The organism is Bradyrhizobium sp. CFUWI (assembly GCF_056429085.1).
Map to the genome: position 1 here is coordinate 721,067 of NZ_JBWJZE010000002.1, position 14,628 is coordinate 735,694.

A 14,628-nucleotide genomic window follows, 5' to 3' on the forward strand; every position below is an offset into this window, starting at 1 on the left:
TGCTTCCCCCTGGTTTCCTGCCCCTTGAGTCTGGTGGTCTTGTCTAGTCCTTGCCCTCGCGCTGGCGCAGGTAGTCGTCCGTGGTGCGCGGTGGTGTTCGTTCCGGAACGCCCTTGAATGGATCGAATTGCTGCTCGCTCGTGACGATGACGCGGCAGTCGGCGCACATCCTGAGCGTCTCGATCCGTTTGTCGCCGGCCGGATACATCCAATGGCGGCCTTCAAGCTTGGCTGCGATGCGGTCGATCGTGCTCTTCACGCCGAACGGCGTGCCGCAACGGACGCAGAGCGCGGGCTCCTCCTCCTTGAGAACAGCGGCGGGCGCGCGGGCGGCGCGGAAATCGATTTGCGGCACGAGGCTGATGACCTTCTCGGGACAGGTGCTCTCGCACAGCCCGCATTGCACGCAGGCATCCTCGATGAACTTCAGCACGGGCCGGTCGGGATCGTCCCGTAGCGCGCCGGTCGGGCAGGCCGAGACGCAGGAGAGGCACAGCGTGCAGCCGCTGGCGTCGACGCGGACCGCGCCGATCGGCGCGCCCTGCGGCAGCGCGATCACGTCGACCGGCTTCGGCGCCAGACGATGCAGCTCGCTCAATCCGAAGCGCAAGAGGTCGCGCCGATTGCCTACGGTCTTGAAGGTCGCGGGCGTTGCGACGGCCGCGAGGGTGCCGATGTCAGTCAAATGCTCGCCGAGCGCGTCGGGATCGTCCGTTTCGATGGTGGCGAGGCGGCGGCCGGCAAATCCGAGACCGTCGAGGATCGCCTCGGCCATGCCGATCGTCTGCAACAGTCCGGTGACGTCGTGACGCGGCTTGGCGCGCAGCAGATAGCGCACGGCGGAGACGCCATAGGCGAAGGCGCCGACGATCGCCTCGAGCCCGAGCTGGGTCAGCTCGTTCACGGCAAAGGGAAGCACGTTCGCCGGCAGGCCGTCGCCGTGACGCGCCAGCGCATCGATCAGCGGCGTGCCGTGCGGGCTGTCGTGAAAGAGCAGCACGGCGTTCGCGCCGCCGGCCTCGCGGTAGGCGAGCAGCATGGCGCGAATTCGCTGCAGCTGCGTATCGGCGGGCGGCAGCGCGTAGGATGCAGCGCCGGTTGGACAGGCCGCCGCGCATTGGCCGCAGCCCGCGCAGATGTTCGGGTCGATCGCGACATGATCGCCGACGGGGGTGATCGCCCCGGTCGGGCAGAGATCGAGGCACCGATGACAGCCTGTGCGCTTGGAGCGCGAATGGGCGCAAAGAGCGGGCGTGACATTGACATATTTCGGCTTGTCGAAGCTGCCGACGAGATCGCGGGCAGTCAGCACGGCGCGCAGCACCGCAGCGGGATCTTTCGTGTCGGCGCGAAGATAGCCGTCGCGCAGGTCGTGAGCGGGAAACAGCGGTCTATCGCCGGAAAGATCGAGCACGATGTCGCAGCGCGAGGTGACGCCGCTTCGCGCCGCATCCAGCACGAAGCGATCGCGCGAGGAGGGGCGGGGACGCGCATAGTCGTCGATCGCAAGCTCGAAGGCGCCGAAATGCCCCTTCGCGGAGCGGATCGTCCCCTTCACGATCGGGAAGACCGTCGCCGCCGGCGGCGCCATGTCGTCGAGCTGCTTCAGCATCACCGTGACGTCGAGGTGATCGGCCAGCAGGCGGCCGGCCTCGATCGCGGCCTCATCGCGCCCATAGATCAGGACCACGCCCTCGCTCGACAAGGTGACGAGAGGATAGTCCGGTGCCTGGACGGAAGCGGACGCGAGCAGGGCGGCCATCTTCGGGCCGGCGCGCCCACCATCGCGCGACCAGCCGGCGGCTTCGCGGATATTGACGAAACTGATCGCATCGGACCGGTCGCCGGCCTCGTCCGAGAACTGCGCAGCCTGCTGCGTGCAGGCGACGGTCAAGGCGCCTTCTGTCGCCGCGATCTTGCGGAAATGATCGAGCTCCGCACCGCAGAGATGGCTGAAGCTCTTGATCTCGCTGCTCGGACATCCGCGCCGGATCGCGGCCGCGTCGAGGCGCATCGTGCCTTCGCACGAGCAGATCAGGACGGTCTTCGCTGGCTGCTCCAGGTTAACCCCTCCGCCATTCGGGCGCCGACGATGGACTCGCGCCGGCCCCTTGCCTCGTATAGACATTATCCATCGGGAAGAAAAGGAAAGCGGAGGACGGTCTGCCGTCGACCCCAGTGAGCCATGTTTCCCTGGCGGAACCGATTCACCTGCCGCCGCCGTTCACGTTGGTGCGGCTGCGCGAGAGTGGCGACGCTTTTGCCCACGCATGCCGCATTGCACCGGAAAGCGGCGCCGGTACGCTCGTCTTTGTCGGCCGCTTCGACCTCGCAGAGTTCGCCGTCGTGCTCGAGCCGGCCGAGCCCTTGCGCAGCGCGCGGCGCGCGTTCTACGCCGGCATGGTCGCGCTCACCGATGCGCTTCGCGCCTATGCGCCGCCGAGCAAGCCGATTACGATCGGCTGGCCCGATGTGGTCAGGATCGACGGCGGGTTGGTTGGCGGCGGCCGGATGGGATGGCCGTCCGATGCCGACGAGGATGCGCCGCCGCCCTGGCTGGTATTCGCAGCCATGATCCGGACGGTGGCCATGAGCGATGACGATCCCGGCGTTCACCCGCTGGCCTCGGCCCTGGATCAGGAAGGCTTTGGCGAGGTCGGCGCCGTGCAGATCACGGAGAGCTTCGCCCGGCACCTGATGCTGGCGCTGGATCGCTGGCGGGTCGACGGCTTTGACAGCCTCGCGCGCGACTATCTCACCCGGATGCCGCGCGAACGGCAGACGATGCAGCGCATCGACGACCGCGGCGATGTTCTGACACGCCGCATCGGGACGGATCGGGTCGAGCGAAGCGACCTCGTGCAGGCGCTCGCGACGCCGTCCTGGCTCGATCCCTCACTTGGAGGACCGCGCCTGTGAAGCTCCTGCGCACCATCGCGCTCGATCCCTCCGACACCTTCGTGTTCGACGTGGCCGCGGAGCCGGGCGAATGGGCCGTCTCCGGCGCCTTCCGCTTCTGGGATCGCGACGGCGCCCGGCTCGAAGGCAAGGAGCGCGCGGCGTTTCGGGGCGGTTTCCTCGGGGTGCAATCCTGGGGCTGGTCGACGCTGGCGCAAATCGTTCCGGCCACCGCGGATGACTACCACAGTCTGATCGAGCTGCTGGCCAGGCAGCTGGTCGATCGTTTCGGCGCGCCGGACATGGCTGCCGCGAGGACAGCCGCGGAAGAAGAGGTCGCATTCGCCCAGTCGCTGTGCAGCCATCCGATCAGCTCGCTTATTGCAGTGCACCGCAGCTCAAGCGATGGCGAGGTGCGCGAATCCTTCCGCCGGCTGCAGCTCCGCGACGGGCAGGGCCACGGCAAGGCGTTCTCGTTCATGGAAATGGAGGACGACGTCCAGCCCGACGGCGATCTCAAGCTTGCGGATCTGGGCCGGGAGCCGACCGACAGATGAACGATTTCTGGATCGCGTGCGGTCATCACCTGCTCGATCGCGACGAGGGCGGCGGGCTCCGCGTCACCGATGAGTTCCTCAAGGCCTATTTTGCCCGTCCGGAACTGATGGCGCCGGAGGACGCGTGCCCGGTCGAACGCCGGCTGCACCGCGAACTGCTCGCCGAGCCGCGGCGCCTGGTCAGCGCTGACGAGATCGCCGGGATCGTCGACGCCGATGCCCGGGAGAATTGGCGCTTCGTGCTGGCGTTTCGCGATCTCCTGGTGCGGCATCCGACGCTCGAAGCCGCCTATCTGGCATTCGTACGGTCCGGAGCGAACGATCTGCCGCCGCTGTTCGTCAACCAGCTCGTGCACGTCATCCTGCGCAACGCGCTCGATGGCTGCGACGATCCGTTCGTGCTGCGCGCGGCCGAGCTGTTCTTCCGGATCCAGCGCATCCTGCCGCATGAGCAGGCCCTGTTGCTCGGCGACGAGGAGATCCTCGGCGGCCGGAGCCCGACCCCCGTGCTCTCTCTGATGTCGATGCTGGGGGCGACCATCGATGCGACGGTCGAGGTGTTGAGCGAGGATAATGCCCAGGCCTATTGGCAGCGCAGCGACCAGTTCGACATGGCGCTCGACCTCACGCCAGACGGGCGTGGACCAGCGGCGCTGGCCCTGGCGATGACGCGCTGGGTATCCCATCTGCTCGGCATCGACGTGACGATCGAGCCGCTGCGGGCACTGCAGGACGCCAGGCTGACCTGGTATGTCGGACTCGACGCCGACGCCACCAGGCTTGGCGACCGTCTTTGGCGCGGCGAAGAGCTCGACGAGCGCAGCGCCGACCGCGTGCTTGCGCTGTTCCGGCTGACCTTTGCGGATTCCAGCCAGGCGCTCGACGATGTCGGGGCTGAGCCCGTCTACTTGATCCTGTCGATGACGCCCGATCAGAAGCTTCGGTTGAAGCCGCAGAACCTGCTGACCGGGCTGCCGGTGAAACGTCTGGAGATGGCGACATGAGCCCTGCGGCGTTGCCGACCCTCTCGATTCCCGTCGGCGTCGTGGTCGAGCGGCGCAAGGCTGCCTCGCCCTGGGTCGACTTCGTCTGGCGCGGGATCGCCGTGCTGCCGGACGAGCCGGCCACAACACCCTGGACCGTGCTTCGGGAGCAGGACGACACCACCCTGTTCTATGCCGGAAGCGCGGCCATCGAGCTTTATCCCTCCGAAACGGCGCGCTATCGCGACAATCTCGCGTCAGGCAATCCAAGCCTATGGACCGTGCTGTCGCCATCGGAAGGCGTCTGGCCCTATGCGGTTGCGGCGGTGACCGCCGATCCTGCGGAGGGTGAGGGCTTTACCGAAGCCGGCGACAATCTGGTCGAGGCGGTGCCGATGCCGGAGGCCCTGCTTGAGACAATTGAAAAGTTCGTTGCCGAGCATCATGTCGAGCGGGAGTTCGTCAAGCGCAAGCGGCGCCGCGCCGACCCGGAGGCGCTGGCGCGGCGCGAACCTGAAGGCGGACAGGAATGAGCGAGGAGGAGTTCCTTTCGCGGTGGTCCCGCCGCAAGCGCGAATCGCGAGCGGAGCCGGCGAAGCCTGCCGAGACACAGCCCACGCCGGCGGCCGAGACCGGGAACGCCGAGAGCGAGCTTGATCTCTCCAGCCTGCCGTCGATCGACGACATCAATGCGGCGACCGACATCACCGCCTTCCTGCGCAAGAACATTCCACAGGAGTTGAGCCGTGCGGCTCTTCGCCGCGCCTGGGCGACCGATCCCGGCATTCGCGACTTCGTCGGGCTTGCGGAGAATGCGTGGGACTTCAACGACCCGACTGCGATGCCCGGCTTTGGGCCACTGGATTGCTCCTCGGAGGAGCTGGCCGCGCTGGTCGATCGCGTCGTCGGCGGCGTGCGTGAGGCACTCCAATCCGCTCCCGAGGTCGGGGCAGCGGATTCTTTGCCTCAATTGCATCAAGCCGATGCCGCAGCGACCGCCGATGTCACCGAGCCGTCGGACGCGACCGACCCATTGGCAATCCCTGTTGCAACGCAACCGGCGGCGGTTGACCGGTTGGCCGACCTTGCTGAACCGATCAGGACTCGCACGCATGGTGGTGCGTTGCCGCGCTGAGCAACGCGACCAAAGGCTATAGGCTAAGCCTATGAGGAGCGATTGACCGCCCGCGGAACCAGGATTACGCTTACCTAGTGCTTTGTAACAAAAGCGATAATCAAGCAGACGGGACTTGGATGGGAGGTCCACGTGCGTGATGACGGGCTTGATCGCGCGATCGATGCCGCGGGCGGCATCGCTCAACTTGCGCGTAAAATAGGCATCAGCCAGCCCTCGGTGTCGAATTGGACCCGCGTACCCGCACAACGGGTGGTTGTAGTCGAATCCGCCACGGGCGTCTCCCGGAATGATCTGCGGCCCGATCTCTACGGCGAACAAGCCGGTTCGGCCGAACTCGTCGATCCCATCGACGCGGCGCGCGCGCAGGAATACGCGCTGCTGGCGACGCTGCTGTCTGCGCCTCCGTCGAAACGTCTGCTCGATCGTCTCGCTGCGCTGACAGGTGACGCAACGCCGCTCGGGCGCGCACACGCGGCGCTGGCCGATGCCGCCGCGAGCGCGGTCGCAGCGCAAGTCGAGCGCGAGTATTTCGATCTGTTCGTCGGGCTGGGCCGCGGCGAATTGTTGCCCTACGCCTCCTATTACCTGACGGGCTTTCTGAACGAACGACCGTTGTCGCGCCTGCGCGCCGATCTGACGGCGCTCGGCATCGAGCGGCTCGCCAACAATTCCGAACCCGAGGATCACGCCGCCATCCTGTGCGAGGTCATGTCGGGACTTGCCGACGGCAGCTTCGATGCTTCGCCCGAGGCGCAGCGCGCATTCTTCGAAAAGCACGTGTCACCTTGGATGGGGCGGCTGTTCGCCGACATGGAGAGTGCCGGCAACGTCAACTTCTATCGGACGGTCGGCGCGCTCGGGCGCACCTTCATCGAGATTGAGACGGAAGCATTCACATTCGCCAACTGATCGACGCGGGTCGGTCCGGGAGAGATGCGATGAGTGACGAGACGAAAGCAAAGGTCGGACGCCGCGACTTCCTTCGCAAGGTCGGCATCGGCACGGTCGGCGCCGGCGCGACGCTAGCGACGCCGCTCGTCGGTTCCGCGCAGGCGGACAGCGAGAACAACGATGAAAAGCGCAAGGCGCGCTACAAGGAATCCGATCACGTGAAGACGTTCTACCGCGTCAACCGTTATCCGGCCTGAGAGGGAGGCTGCCCGTGCTTATCAAGCGAACACACCAGCGTTCCGATCGCCGCGGCTCCGTCGCCGAGTCCCTTGCGGGGCAGGGCGGCGGACTTGACCGCCGTACGTTCCTGCGCAGGTCCGGCCTCGCCGGCGGCGCTCTCGCCGCGCTGGGTGCCATGCCTGTCGCCAGTGTGCGGAAGGCGGAAGCGGCCGCTGCCGGCCCGCTCGCGGCTGGCGCCGTGGTAAAGAAGAGCATCTGCACGCACTGCGCGGTAGGCTGCACCGTGACGGCGGAAGTGCTCAATGGAGTCTGGATCGGGCAGGAGCCGAGCTGGGATTCGCCGATCAACCGCGGCTCGCATTGCGCCAAGGGCGCCTCGGTGCGCGAGCTCGTGCACAGCGATCGCCGGCTGCGCTATCCGATGAAGCTCGTCAACGGGCAGTGGACGCGCGTGTCGTGGGACACCGCGGTGAACGAGATCGGCGACAAGCTGCTTCAGGTCCGGGAGAAGTCGGGCAGCGATTCGGTCTACTGGCTCGGCTCGGCCAAGATGACCAACGAAGGAGCCTACCTGTTCCGCAAGCTCGGCGCGTTCTGGGGCACCAACAACACCGACCATCAGGCGCGAATCTGTCATTCCACCACCGTCACCGGCGTCGCCAACACCTGGGGCTACGGCGCGATGACGAACAGCATCAACGACATGCGCAATTCCAAGACGATGCTGTTCATCGGCAGCAACGCGGCGGAAGCGCATCCCGTCAGCATGCAGCATTTGCTGGAATCCAAGGAGCTCAACAAGGCGAACTTCATCGTCTTCGATCCGCGGCTGACCCGCACCGCGGCGCATGCCACTGAATATGTCCGGATCCGTCCCGGCACCGACATTCCCGTCCTCTACGGCATGATGTGGCACATCCTGAAGAACGGCTGGGAGGACAAGGAGTTCATCTCCCAGCGCGTCTACGGTTTCGACGACCTGCGCAAGGAAGTCGAGAAGTGGAATCCGCAAGAGGTCGAGCGCGTCACCGGCGTGCCCGCCGCGCAGCTCGAGCGCGTCGCCAAGATTTTCGCGACGGTCAAGCCCGCGACCATCATCTGGTGCATGGGGCAGACTCAGCACACCGTCGGCACGGCCAATGTGCGCGCGAGCTGCATCGCGCTGCTGATGACCGGCAACGTCGGCAAGGCGGGCGCCGGCGCCAACATCCTGCGCGGCCATGACAACGTGCAAGGCGCGACCGACGTCGGCCTCGATATCGTGACCTTGCCGTTCTATTACGGCCTTGCGGAAGGAGCCTGGAAGCACTGGTCGCGGGTCTGGGAGGTCGATTACGAGTACCTGGTCTCCCGCTTCGACGAGAAGAAGCTGATGGAGACCCCAGGCATCCCGCTGACGCGGTGGTTTGACGCCGCGCTGTTGCCGAAGGCCGACGTCGCGCAGAAGGACAACGTCAAGGCCGTCTTCGTGCAAGGCCATGCCAGCAACAGCATAACCCGTATTCCCGAATCGCTGAAGGGCCTGAAGGCGCTGGAGCTGCTGGTGATCGCGGATCCGCACCCGACGACGTGGGCGTCTCTGGCGGTCGAGGCGGGACGCAGGGATGGCGTCTACATTCTGCCCGTCGCCACGCAGTTCGAATGCACGGGATCGCGTGTCGCGTCCAATCGCTCGATGCAATGGGGCGAGCAGATCGTCAAGCCGATCTTCGAATCCAAGGACGACCTCGAGATCATCTATCTGCTCGCGAAGAAGTTCGGCTTCGCCGACAAGATGTTCAAGAACATCAAGGTCGAGAACAATCTCCCCGTCGCCGAGGACGTGCTGCGCGAGATCAACCGCGGAAGCTGGTCGACCGGCTACTGCGGCCAGTCGCCGGAGCGTATCAAGGCGCACATGAAGAACCAGCACAAGTTCGACCTGGTGACGATGCGCGCGCCGAAGGACGATCCGGAAGTCGGCGGCGACTATTACGGCCTGCCTTGGCCGTGTTGGGGCTCACCCGAGGTGAAGCATCCCGGCTCGCCGCTGCTCTACAACAACAACCTGCATGTCATGGATGGCGGCGGCGCGTTCCGCCCACGCTTCGGTATCGAGCGCGAGGAAAAGCTGCCGGACGGCACGACGCGGAAGGTGAGCCTGCTCGCCGACAAATCCTTCTCCAAGGGCTCGGAGATCGAGGACGGCTATCCCGAGTTCACGCTGGCGAGCCTGAAGAAGCTTGGTTGGGACACGGATCTGACCGAAGCCGAAATGGCGACGATCCAGAGGGTCAACCCGGCCAATCCGGATGCGGTATCCTGGGCGCTCGACCTTTCCGGCGGCATCCAGCGCGTCGCGCTGAAGCACGGCTGCGTGCCCTTCGGCAACGGCAAGGCGCGCATGAATGCGTTCGGCTTGCCGGACCCGATCCCGGTCCATCGCGAGCCGATCTACACGCCGCGCGTCGACCTCGTCGAGAAATATCCGACGTTGCCCGATGCCAAGCAGTTCCGCCTGCCCAATATCGGCTTCTCCGTGCAGAAGGCGGCGGTGGAGAAGGGCATCGCAAAGCAATTCCCGCTGATCCTCTCCTCGGGACGCCTCGTCGAATACGAAGGCGGCGGCGAGGAGACCCGCACCAATCCCTGGCTCGCCGAATTGCAGCAGGACATGTTCATCGAGATCAGCCCGGCTGATGCCGCCGATCGCGGCATCAAGGACGGCGGCTGGGTCTGGGTGAGCGGCGCCGAAAACAATTCGCGCGCCAGGATGAAGGCGCTGGTGACCGAACGCGTCGGCAAGGGCGTCGCCTGGATGCCGTTCCATTTCGGCGGCTGGCTCGGCGGCGCCGACCTGCGCAAGAACTATCCCGCCGGCACCGATCCGATCGTGCTGGGCGAGAGCGCCAACACGATCACGAGCTACGGTTACGATCCTGCAACGGGCATGCAGGAGCCGAAGGTCACGCTTTGTCAGATCGTCGCAGCCTGAGAGGAGCACGCACATGGCTCGGATGAAATTTCTCTGCGACGCTGATCGCTGCATCGAGTGCAACGCCTGCGTCACCGCCTGCAAGAACGAGCACGAGGTGCCGTGGGGCATCAACCGGCGCCGCGTCGTCACCATCAACGACGGCAAGCCGGGGGAGCGATCGATCTCGATGGCCTGCATGCACTGCACGGACGCGCCCTGTGCGGCCGTGTGCCCGGTCAACTGCTTCTACACCACCGCCGACGGCGTCGTGCTTCACTCCAAGGATCTCTGCATCGGCTGCGGCTATTGCTTCTACGCCTGCCCGTTCGGCGCTCCCCAATATCCGAAGGTCGGCAACTTCGGCTCTCGCGGCAAAATGGACAAATGCACCTATTGCGCCGGCGGTCCGGAGGCCGACGGCAGCAAGGAGGAATACGAGAAATATGGCGCGAACCGGCTGGCCGAAGGCAAGCTGCCGCTGTGTGCCGAGATGTGCTCGACTAAGTCGTTGCTCGCAGGCGACGGCGAGATCATTGCGCAGATCTACAAGGAGCGCGTCATGAAGCGCGGCTACGGCTCGGGCGCCTGGGGCTGGAAGACCGCATATCGCGAGACGATCGAGTCCTGACATGGGCAGTCGAAGGGCGCGCAATACCGGGGAGGACGTCATGGCGTCGTTTGGAAGGTTCGTTCGTCTGGCGTTGGGCGCCTGGGCGCTGCTTCTCTTGGTCATGGCGGTGCCCGCGGGCGCACAACAGGTCAATCCGACCGCAAGCGCGGTCAAGGAGCAGCAGCTTCTTCAGGAGCTCAACCGGATTCAGGGACGCGTCAGCATTCCCGATCAGCGATCGGGCGTTCTCGAGCAGCCGCAGGGACGGGAGTGGCGGGAATTCCGCAACGTGACGCTGCCCTGGATCGGCGGCATTGCCATCCTCGGCATGATTGCGGCCATCGTGATCTTCTATCTCACCGTCGGGATGGTGCGTCTCGAAGCCGGACGGTCGGGCCGCACCATCGTGCGCTTCAACGCGTTCGAGCGGTTCGTGCACTGGCTGACGGCAAGCTGCTTCATCGTCCTTGCCATTTCCGGGCTGAACATCACGTTCGGGCGGCCGTTGCTGTTGCCGCTGATCGGCTTCGAGGCGTTCTCGGAATGGTCGCAATGGGCTAAATACGCGCACAATTATCTGAGCTTCCCGTTCACCATCGGCGTCGTCCTGATCTTCCTGATGTGGATCGGCGGCAATATCCCGAGCAAGGTGGATATCGAATGGGCGAAGCGCGGCGGCGGCCTGATCGGACATGACCATCCGCCGGCCTACCGCTTCAATGGCGGACAGAAGATGATCTACTGGATCGTCGTGATCGGCGGCGGACTCGTCGCAGCGTCCGGCTATGCGCTGATGTTCCCGTTCTACGGCACGGGGATCGAGGGCATGCAAATGGCCCAGATCGTCCACTCGATCGTGGCGGTCCTGTTCGTCGCGGCGATGATCGCGCACATCTATATCGGCACCATCGGGATGGAAGGTGCGTTCGAGGCCATGGGCTCGGGCGAGGTCGACGTCAACTGGGCGCGCGAGCACCACAGGCTCTGGCTCGAGGAGCAGAACGCGCGAACGGGACCGAACGACGGACAACCGCAGCCCGCAACCGCGGCGGCGGAGTAGGGCGCGCAGCCTGAAACCGGGCAGCCGGCTATGGGGCCGGCGCTTTGCCAAACAAGACGGAACGGTCCTGGATGTCCTGTTCGGGGAGCCGGGCCGCTTGACCTCTCTGCATGTCTTGAATGGAGGCCATGCCGCTCTGAGCGGAGCCGAACAGGGCGTGCGATTTGAGCATGGTGCTGGCCGCTCCGGCCAGAACCAGGGCTGCAATGAGCGAGAGCATGACGCGTTTCATGCGCATCTCCGTCTGCCATTTCCACCCGGCATGACCAATACATCCGGATTGTCCTTTTCGATGTGAGCCACTTCACAACGATCGGTTCCATGTTCGTTGAGGCGGCCAACATGCTCCGCGCAGGGCATGAGGATTCGAGCTTCCGATGCAGACGAAAACCAAATCGAAGTTCACCGCAGGCGAGCGCCGAATGTCGGACTTGAGCTCAGCCTCAGAGTAGGTTGCTCAAGCCTAAGAGAATCCGTCCTTGACGATCGCGCTCTCTATTCTCTCTGCGAATTTCAACAGCGCTGATTTGGAATCTTTCAAGGAAGAGCTTTGGAATCTTTCCAGGCCGCAACTCGACGACATCGCAGATGATCGAGACATTCTAAATCGCCATGCACGCATTTGCGTTGCCGTCACGAGAGCATCTTTCTAAAGAGGCGATGCAGATTGCTGGCAATCGGATGGGCTGACAAGACAAAGGCCATCAATGCGAAGTGCGAGCCTGCAAAGGAATTGAGAGACGGGCCATGGGGTCGAACTCGGATGCGAAGAGTGAATCTTCGATCCGTGATCGCCGCTGGCTGCGCGTGATCCGCTTCACGGCGAACCACATGCTATTGATAAAGGACTTTCTTGAAATGCGACGTACGGGTGGGGTCGGTACGGTAGCTCGCTTTGCTGCGGCGCTGCTGGGTGGTGTGGCGTTGCTCGCGTGGTTCGAATCGCCTGCTCGATCCCAAACGCCGCAAGGCGGTACCTCGCTTCCACCCGTGACCGTCGATGCGCCGGCGCAACAATCGGCGCGCCGTGTGCCAACAAGGCGAAACGACGCCCGGGTCCGATCGACGCCGCGGCGCGCGCCGCAGGCCCCAGCCGTCGCTGCGCAATCGCAACCGAGTGTCGTCCCCGAATATGCCGGCGGTCAGGTCGCTCAAGGCGCGCGCCTCGGACTGCTCGGAAATACCGGCACGATGAAGTCGCCGTTCAACGTGACGAGCTACACGGACAAGTTCATTCGGGATCAGCAGGCGGCAACGGGCGCGGACGCCTTGATTCTCGATCCGTCGGTCCGAAGCTCGCACCCGACGGGCGGCGTGGTGGACTCCTTCAACATTCGTGGATTTCCGATCAACGAAGGCAACAACGGTGAATTCGCCTTCGAGGGTCTTTACGGAATCGCGCCGACATATCGCATCTTCACAGACTACGTCGAGCGCATCGAGGTGCTCAAAGGTCCCTCAGCCGCGCTCTCCGGGATGGCCCCCAATGGCGGCGTTGGCGGGGTCATCAATGTCGTGCCCAAACGCGCGGAAGAGGACCTGACCCGCCTGACCGCAAGCTACGGCTCGACTGCACGTTTCGGCGGGCACTGGGATGTTGCGCGGCGCTACGGCGACAGCAAGCAATGGGGCGTGCGCGCCAGCGGGAGCGTCCGCGACGGCGACACGCCCATCGATCGCCAATCCGAGACGACAGGTGTCGGATCGTTGGCTCTCGACTATCGGGGCGAACGCTTCAGGTCCTGGCTCTATCTGATCGCGCAGACCGACCGGTTCGACGCGCCGTCACGTCCCTTTCTGATGGCTCCCGGCCTGCAGGTGCCGAAGGCGCCGGACGGCCGGCTGAACGTGACCCAGCCCTGGGAATGGTCGCGCATCACCGACCAATCCGCCTTGCTGCGGACCGAGTACGATGTCAGCGACCAGGTCACGCTGTTTGCGGATGTCGGCGGGTCCCGGACCAACGTCGAGCGGTTCTTCGGCCTTCCGACGATCGTCAACAGCAACGGCAACACGACCTCGACGCCCCAATTCTTCGGACTTGGCATCGATCGAAGCACCTATGATGGCGGTGTTCGCGCCCGCTTCGACACCGGCTTCGTTCATCACGCCGTGGCCTTCCAGGCTTCGGTTTACCATGACGCGCTGCACCGGCGGCTGACCAACGGCAGCCCGGTCACGTCGAACATCTACAATCCGACCGTCGCGCCGATCCAGTTCGCCAACGAGATCAGCGATCGCCCGCGGCTCTCGGACAGCGAGCTCACGGGGCTCTCCATTGCCGACACCTTGTCGGTGCTCGACGAGCGTGTGCTGCTGACCCTGGGTGTCCGGCGCCAGGGTATCGAGGCGCACAACTACCTCTCCAACGTCGGAACGCTGACGTCGTCCTATGACAGGAGCGCGGTCACCCCGGTGGTCGGCCTCGTCGTCCGACCCGTGGAGAACATCTCCCTGTACGCGAACTACGTCGAAGGCCTCGCACGAGGCGACGTGGCGCCGCAGCAGCCGGGCGTTTCCAATCCCGGCGAAATTCTCCCGCCTTACGTCGCCAAGCAGTACGAGGCCGGCATCAAGGTGGATTTCGGCCGGATCGCAACCACCTTCAGCGCCTTCGAGATATCGAAAGCGAGCGGCGAGCTGTCCGCCGGGCGCTTCGCGGCGACCGCCGAGCAGCAAGTCCGTGGGCTCGAGTTCAACGTCTACGGCGAGCTCATGCCGGATGTTCGCGTCCTCGGAGGCGTTTCGCTGCTGGACGGCACGCTGACGAAAACTGCCGTCGCGGCGAACGTGGGTCACACGCCGATCGGCGTTCCGGACATTCAGGCCAATATCGGCGTGGAGTGGGACCTGCCGTGGATGAGAGAGCTCACGTTGAACGGGGCCGTCATCTACACCGGCAGGCAGTTCGTCGACACCGCGAACAAGCAGCCGATCCCGGATTGGACGCGGCTCGATCTCGGCGCCCGCTACACCACCGCGATCAACGGCAGGAAGACGGTCTTCCGCGCAAACATCCAGAACGTGACCGGTGAGAGTTATTGGTCCAGCGTGGCCTCGTTCGGAACGTTCTTCCTGGGAGCGCCACGCACATATCTGCTGTCGATGACCGTGGACATGTGAAGCGCCTCCGGCCGCTCGTGAAGACGCGGCCGTGGGAGTCGTTGGCAGCGCGTCCGCAGACCGGTCAACCTGGTCGGCAAAGTGGATACTTGCTTGCCAATCCGAGCACCTCATCCCACGCCGGCGTGGCACCGCGCCGGATCGAAACTCTCTGTTGAATCAATGAGGTGGC

The 14,628-nt window shown here is 64.8% G+C and carries 13 protein-coding genes; 11 read left to right on the forward strand and 2 right to left on the reverse strand.

Translation table 11 applies throughout. The features are described from left to right. Positions 1 to 43: 43 nt before the first annotated feature. Complete coding sequence (locus AC066S_RS07080) at positions 44 to 2,014, reverse strand: 4Fe-4S binding protein (RefSeq protein WP_478269288.1); 1,971 nt, start codon at positions 2,012 to 2,014, stop codon at positions 44 to 46. 218 nt (positions 2,015 to 2,232) lie between these two features. Here AC066S_RS07080 and AC066S_RS07085 point away from each other — a divergent pair, with 218 nt between their 5' ends. The 10 genes from AC066S_RS07085 (at position 2,233) to AC066S_RS07130 (ending at position 11,333) form a co-directional block, all read left to right on the forward strand. Continuing rightward, entirely contained in the window at positions 2,233 to 2,919 is a 687-nt protein-coding gene (locus tag AC066S_RS07085) for a biotin/lipoate--protein ligase family protein (RefSeq protein WP_478269332.1), read from the forward strand. Further along, on the forward strand, positions 2,916 to 3,455 hold the full coding sequence (locus AC066S_RS07090) for a DUF6505 family protein (RefSeq protein ID WP_478269289.1): 540 nt from the start codon (positions 2,916 to 2,918) through the stop codon (positions 3,453 to 3,455). The genes AC066S_RS07085 and AC066S_RS07090 overlap by 4 nt, the downstream gene beginning before the upstream one ends. Then, complete coding sequence (locus AC066S_RS07095; protein WP_478269290.1) at positions 3,452 to 4,459, forward strand: DUF6352 family protein; 1,008 nt, start codon at positions 3,452 to 3,454, stop codon at positions 4,457 to 4,459. Before AC066S_RS07090 ends, AC066S_RS07095 begins: the two co-directional genes overlap by 4 nt. Further along, positions 4,456 to 4,971, forward strand: coding sequence for a DUF3305 domain-containing protein (locus AC066S_RS07100; RefSeq protein WP_478269291.1), 516 nt, complete (start codon positions 4,456 to 4,458; stop codon positions 4,969 to 4,971). The genes AC066S_RS07095 and AC066S_RS07100 overlap by 4 nt, the downstream gene beginning before the upstream one ends. Beyond that, positions 4,968 to 5,573 (forward strand): DUF3306 domain-containing protein, encoded by a 606-nt coding sequence (locus AC066S_RS07105; RefSeq protein ID WP_478269292.1) that lies wholly within the window; start codon positions 4,968 to 4,970, stop codon positions 5,571 to 5,573. The genes AC066S_RS07100 and AC066S_RS07105 overlap by 4 nt, the downstream gene beginning before the upstream one ends. A gap of 132 nt (positions 5,574 to 5,705) precedes the next feature. Then, positions 5,706 to 6,485 carry a molecular chaperone TorD family protein gene (locus AC066S_RS07110; protein ID WP_126255935.1) on the forward strand — a complete coding sequence of 260 codons (780 nt, stop codon included), beginning with the start codon at positions 5,706 to 5,708 and terminating at the stop codon, positions 6,483 to 6,485. 29 nt (positions 6,486 to 6,514) lie between these two features. Further along, on the forward strand, positions 6,515 to 6,724 hold the full coding sequence (locus AC066S_RS07115; protein WP_008553089.1) for a twin-arginine translocation signal domain-containing protein: 210 nt from the start codon (positions 6,515 to 6,517) through the stop codon (positions 6,722 to 6,724). A 14-nt stretch (positions 6,725 to 6,738) separates the two neighbouring features. Continuing rightward, positions 6,739 to 9,681, forward strand: a complete 2,943-nt coding sequence (locus AC066S_RS07120; RefSeq protein WP_478269293.1) for a formate dehydrogenase subunit alpha — start codon at positions 6,739 to 6,741, stop codon at positions 9,679 to 9,681. A 13-nt stretch (positions 9,682 to 9,694) separates the two neighbouring features. Then, positions 9,695 to 10,291: a formate dehydrogenase FDH3 subunit beta gene (gene fdh3B, locus AC066S_RS07125; protein ID WP_007592757.1), complete on the forward strand. Its 597-nt coding sequence runs from the start codon at positions 9,695 to 9,697 to the stop codon at positions 10,289 to 10,291. A gap of 40 nt (positions 10,292 to 10,331) precedes the next feature. Further along, positions 10,332 to 11,333 (forward strand): formate dehydrogenase subunit gamma, encoded by a 1,002-nt coding sequence (locus AC066S_RS07130; protein ID WP_126255933.1) that lies wholly within the window; start codon positions 10,332 to 10,334, stop codon positions 11,331 to 11,333. 28 nt (positions 11,334 to 11,361) lie between these two features. Here AC066S_RS07130 and AC066S_RS07135 read toward each other — a convergent pair whose 3' ends face one another. Then, complete coding sequence (locus AC066S_RS07135; protein ID WP_235884665.1) at positions 11,362 to 11,565, reverse strand: hypothetical protein; 204 nt, start codon at positions 11,563 to 11,565, stop codon at positions 11,362 to 11,364. Positions 11,566 to 12,164: 599 nt separating this feature from the next. Here AC066S_RS07135 and AC066S_RS07140 point away from each other — a divergent pair. Then, positions 12,165 to 14,456 (forward strand): TonB-dependent receptor, encoded by a 2,292-nt coding sequence (locus tag AC066S_RS07140; protein WP_478269333.1) that lies wholly within the window; start codon positions 12,165 to 12,167, stop codon positions 14,454 to 14,456. Positions 14,457 to 14,628 lie beyond the last annotated feature (172 nt).

Coding starts and splice junctions, on each gene's coding strand:
- AC066S_RS07080 (WP_478269288.1), bottom strand. CDS start 2,014: ATGCGCCTCGACGCGGCCGCGATCCGGCGCGGATGTCCGAGCAGCGAG.
- AC066S_RS07095 (WP_478269290.1), top strand. CDS start 3,452: ATGAACGATTTCTGGATCGCGTGCGGTCATCACCTGCTCGATCGCGAC.
- AC066S_RS07100 (WP_478269291.1), top strand. CDS start 4,456: ATGAGCCCTGCGGCGTTGCCGACCCTCTCGATTCCCGTCGGCGTCGTG.
- AC066S_RS07105 (WP_478269292.1), top strand. CDS start 4,968: ATGAGCGAGGAGGAGTTCCTTTCGCGGTGGTCCCGCCGCAAGCGCGAA.
- AC066S_RS07115 (WP_008553089.1), top strand. CDS start 6,515: ATGAGTGACGAGACGAAAGCAAAGGTCGGACGCCGCGACTTCCTTCGC.
- fdh3B (WP_007592757.1), top strand. CDS start 9,695: ATGGCTCGGATGAAATTTCTCTGCGACGCTGATCGCTGCATCGAGTGC.
- AC066S_RS07130 (WP_126255933.1), top strand. CDS start 10,332: ATGGCGTCGTTTGGAAGGTTCGTTCGTCTGGCGTTGGGCGCCTGGGCG.
- AC066S_RS07135 (WP_235884665.1), bottom strand. CDS start 11,565: ATGAAACGCGTCATGCTCTCGCTCATTGCAGCCCTGGTTCTGGCCGGA.
- AC066S_RS07140 (WP_478269333.1), top strand. CDS start 12,165: ATGCTATTGATAAAGGACTTTCTTGAAATGCGACGTACGGGTGGGGTC.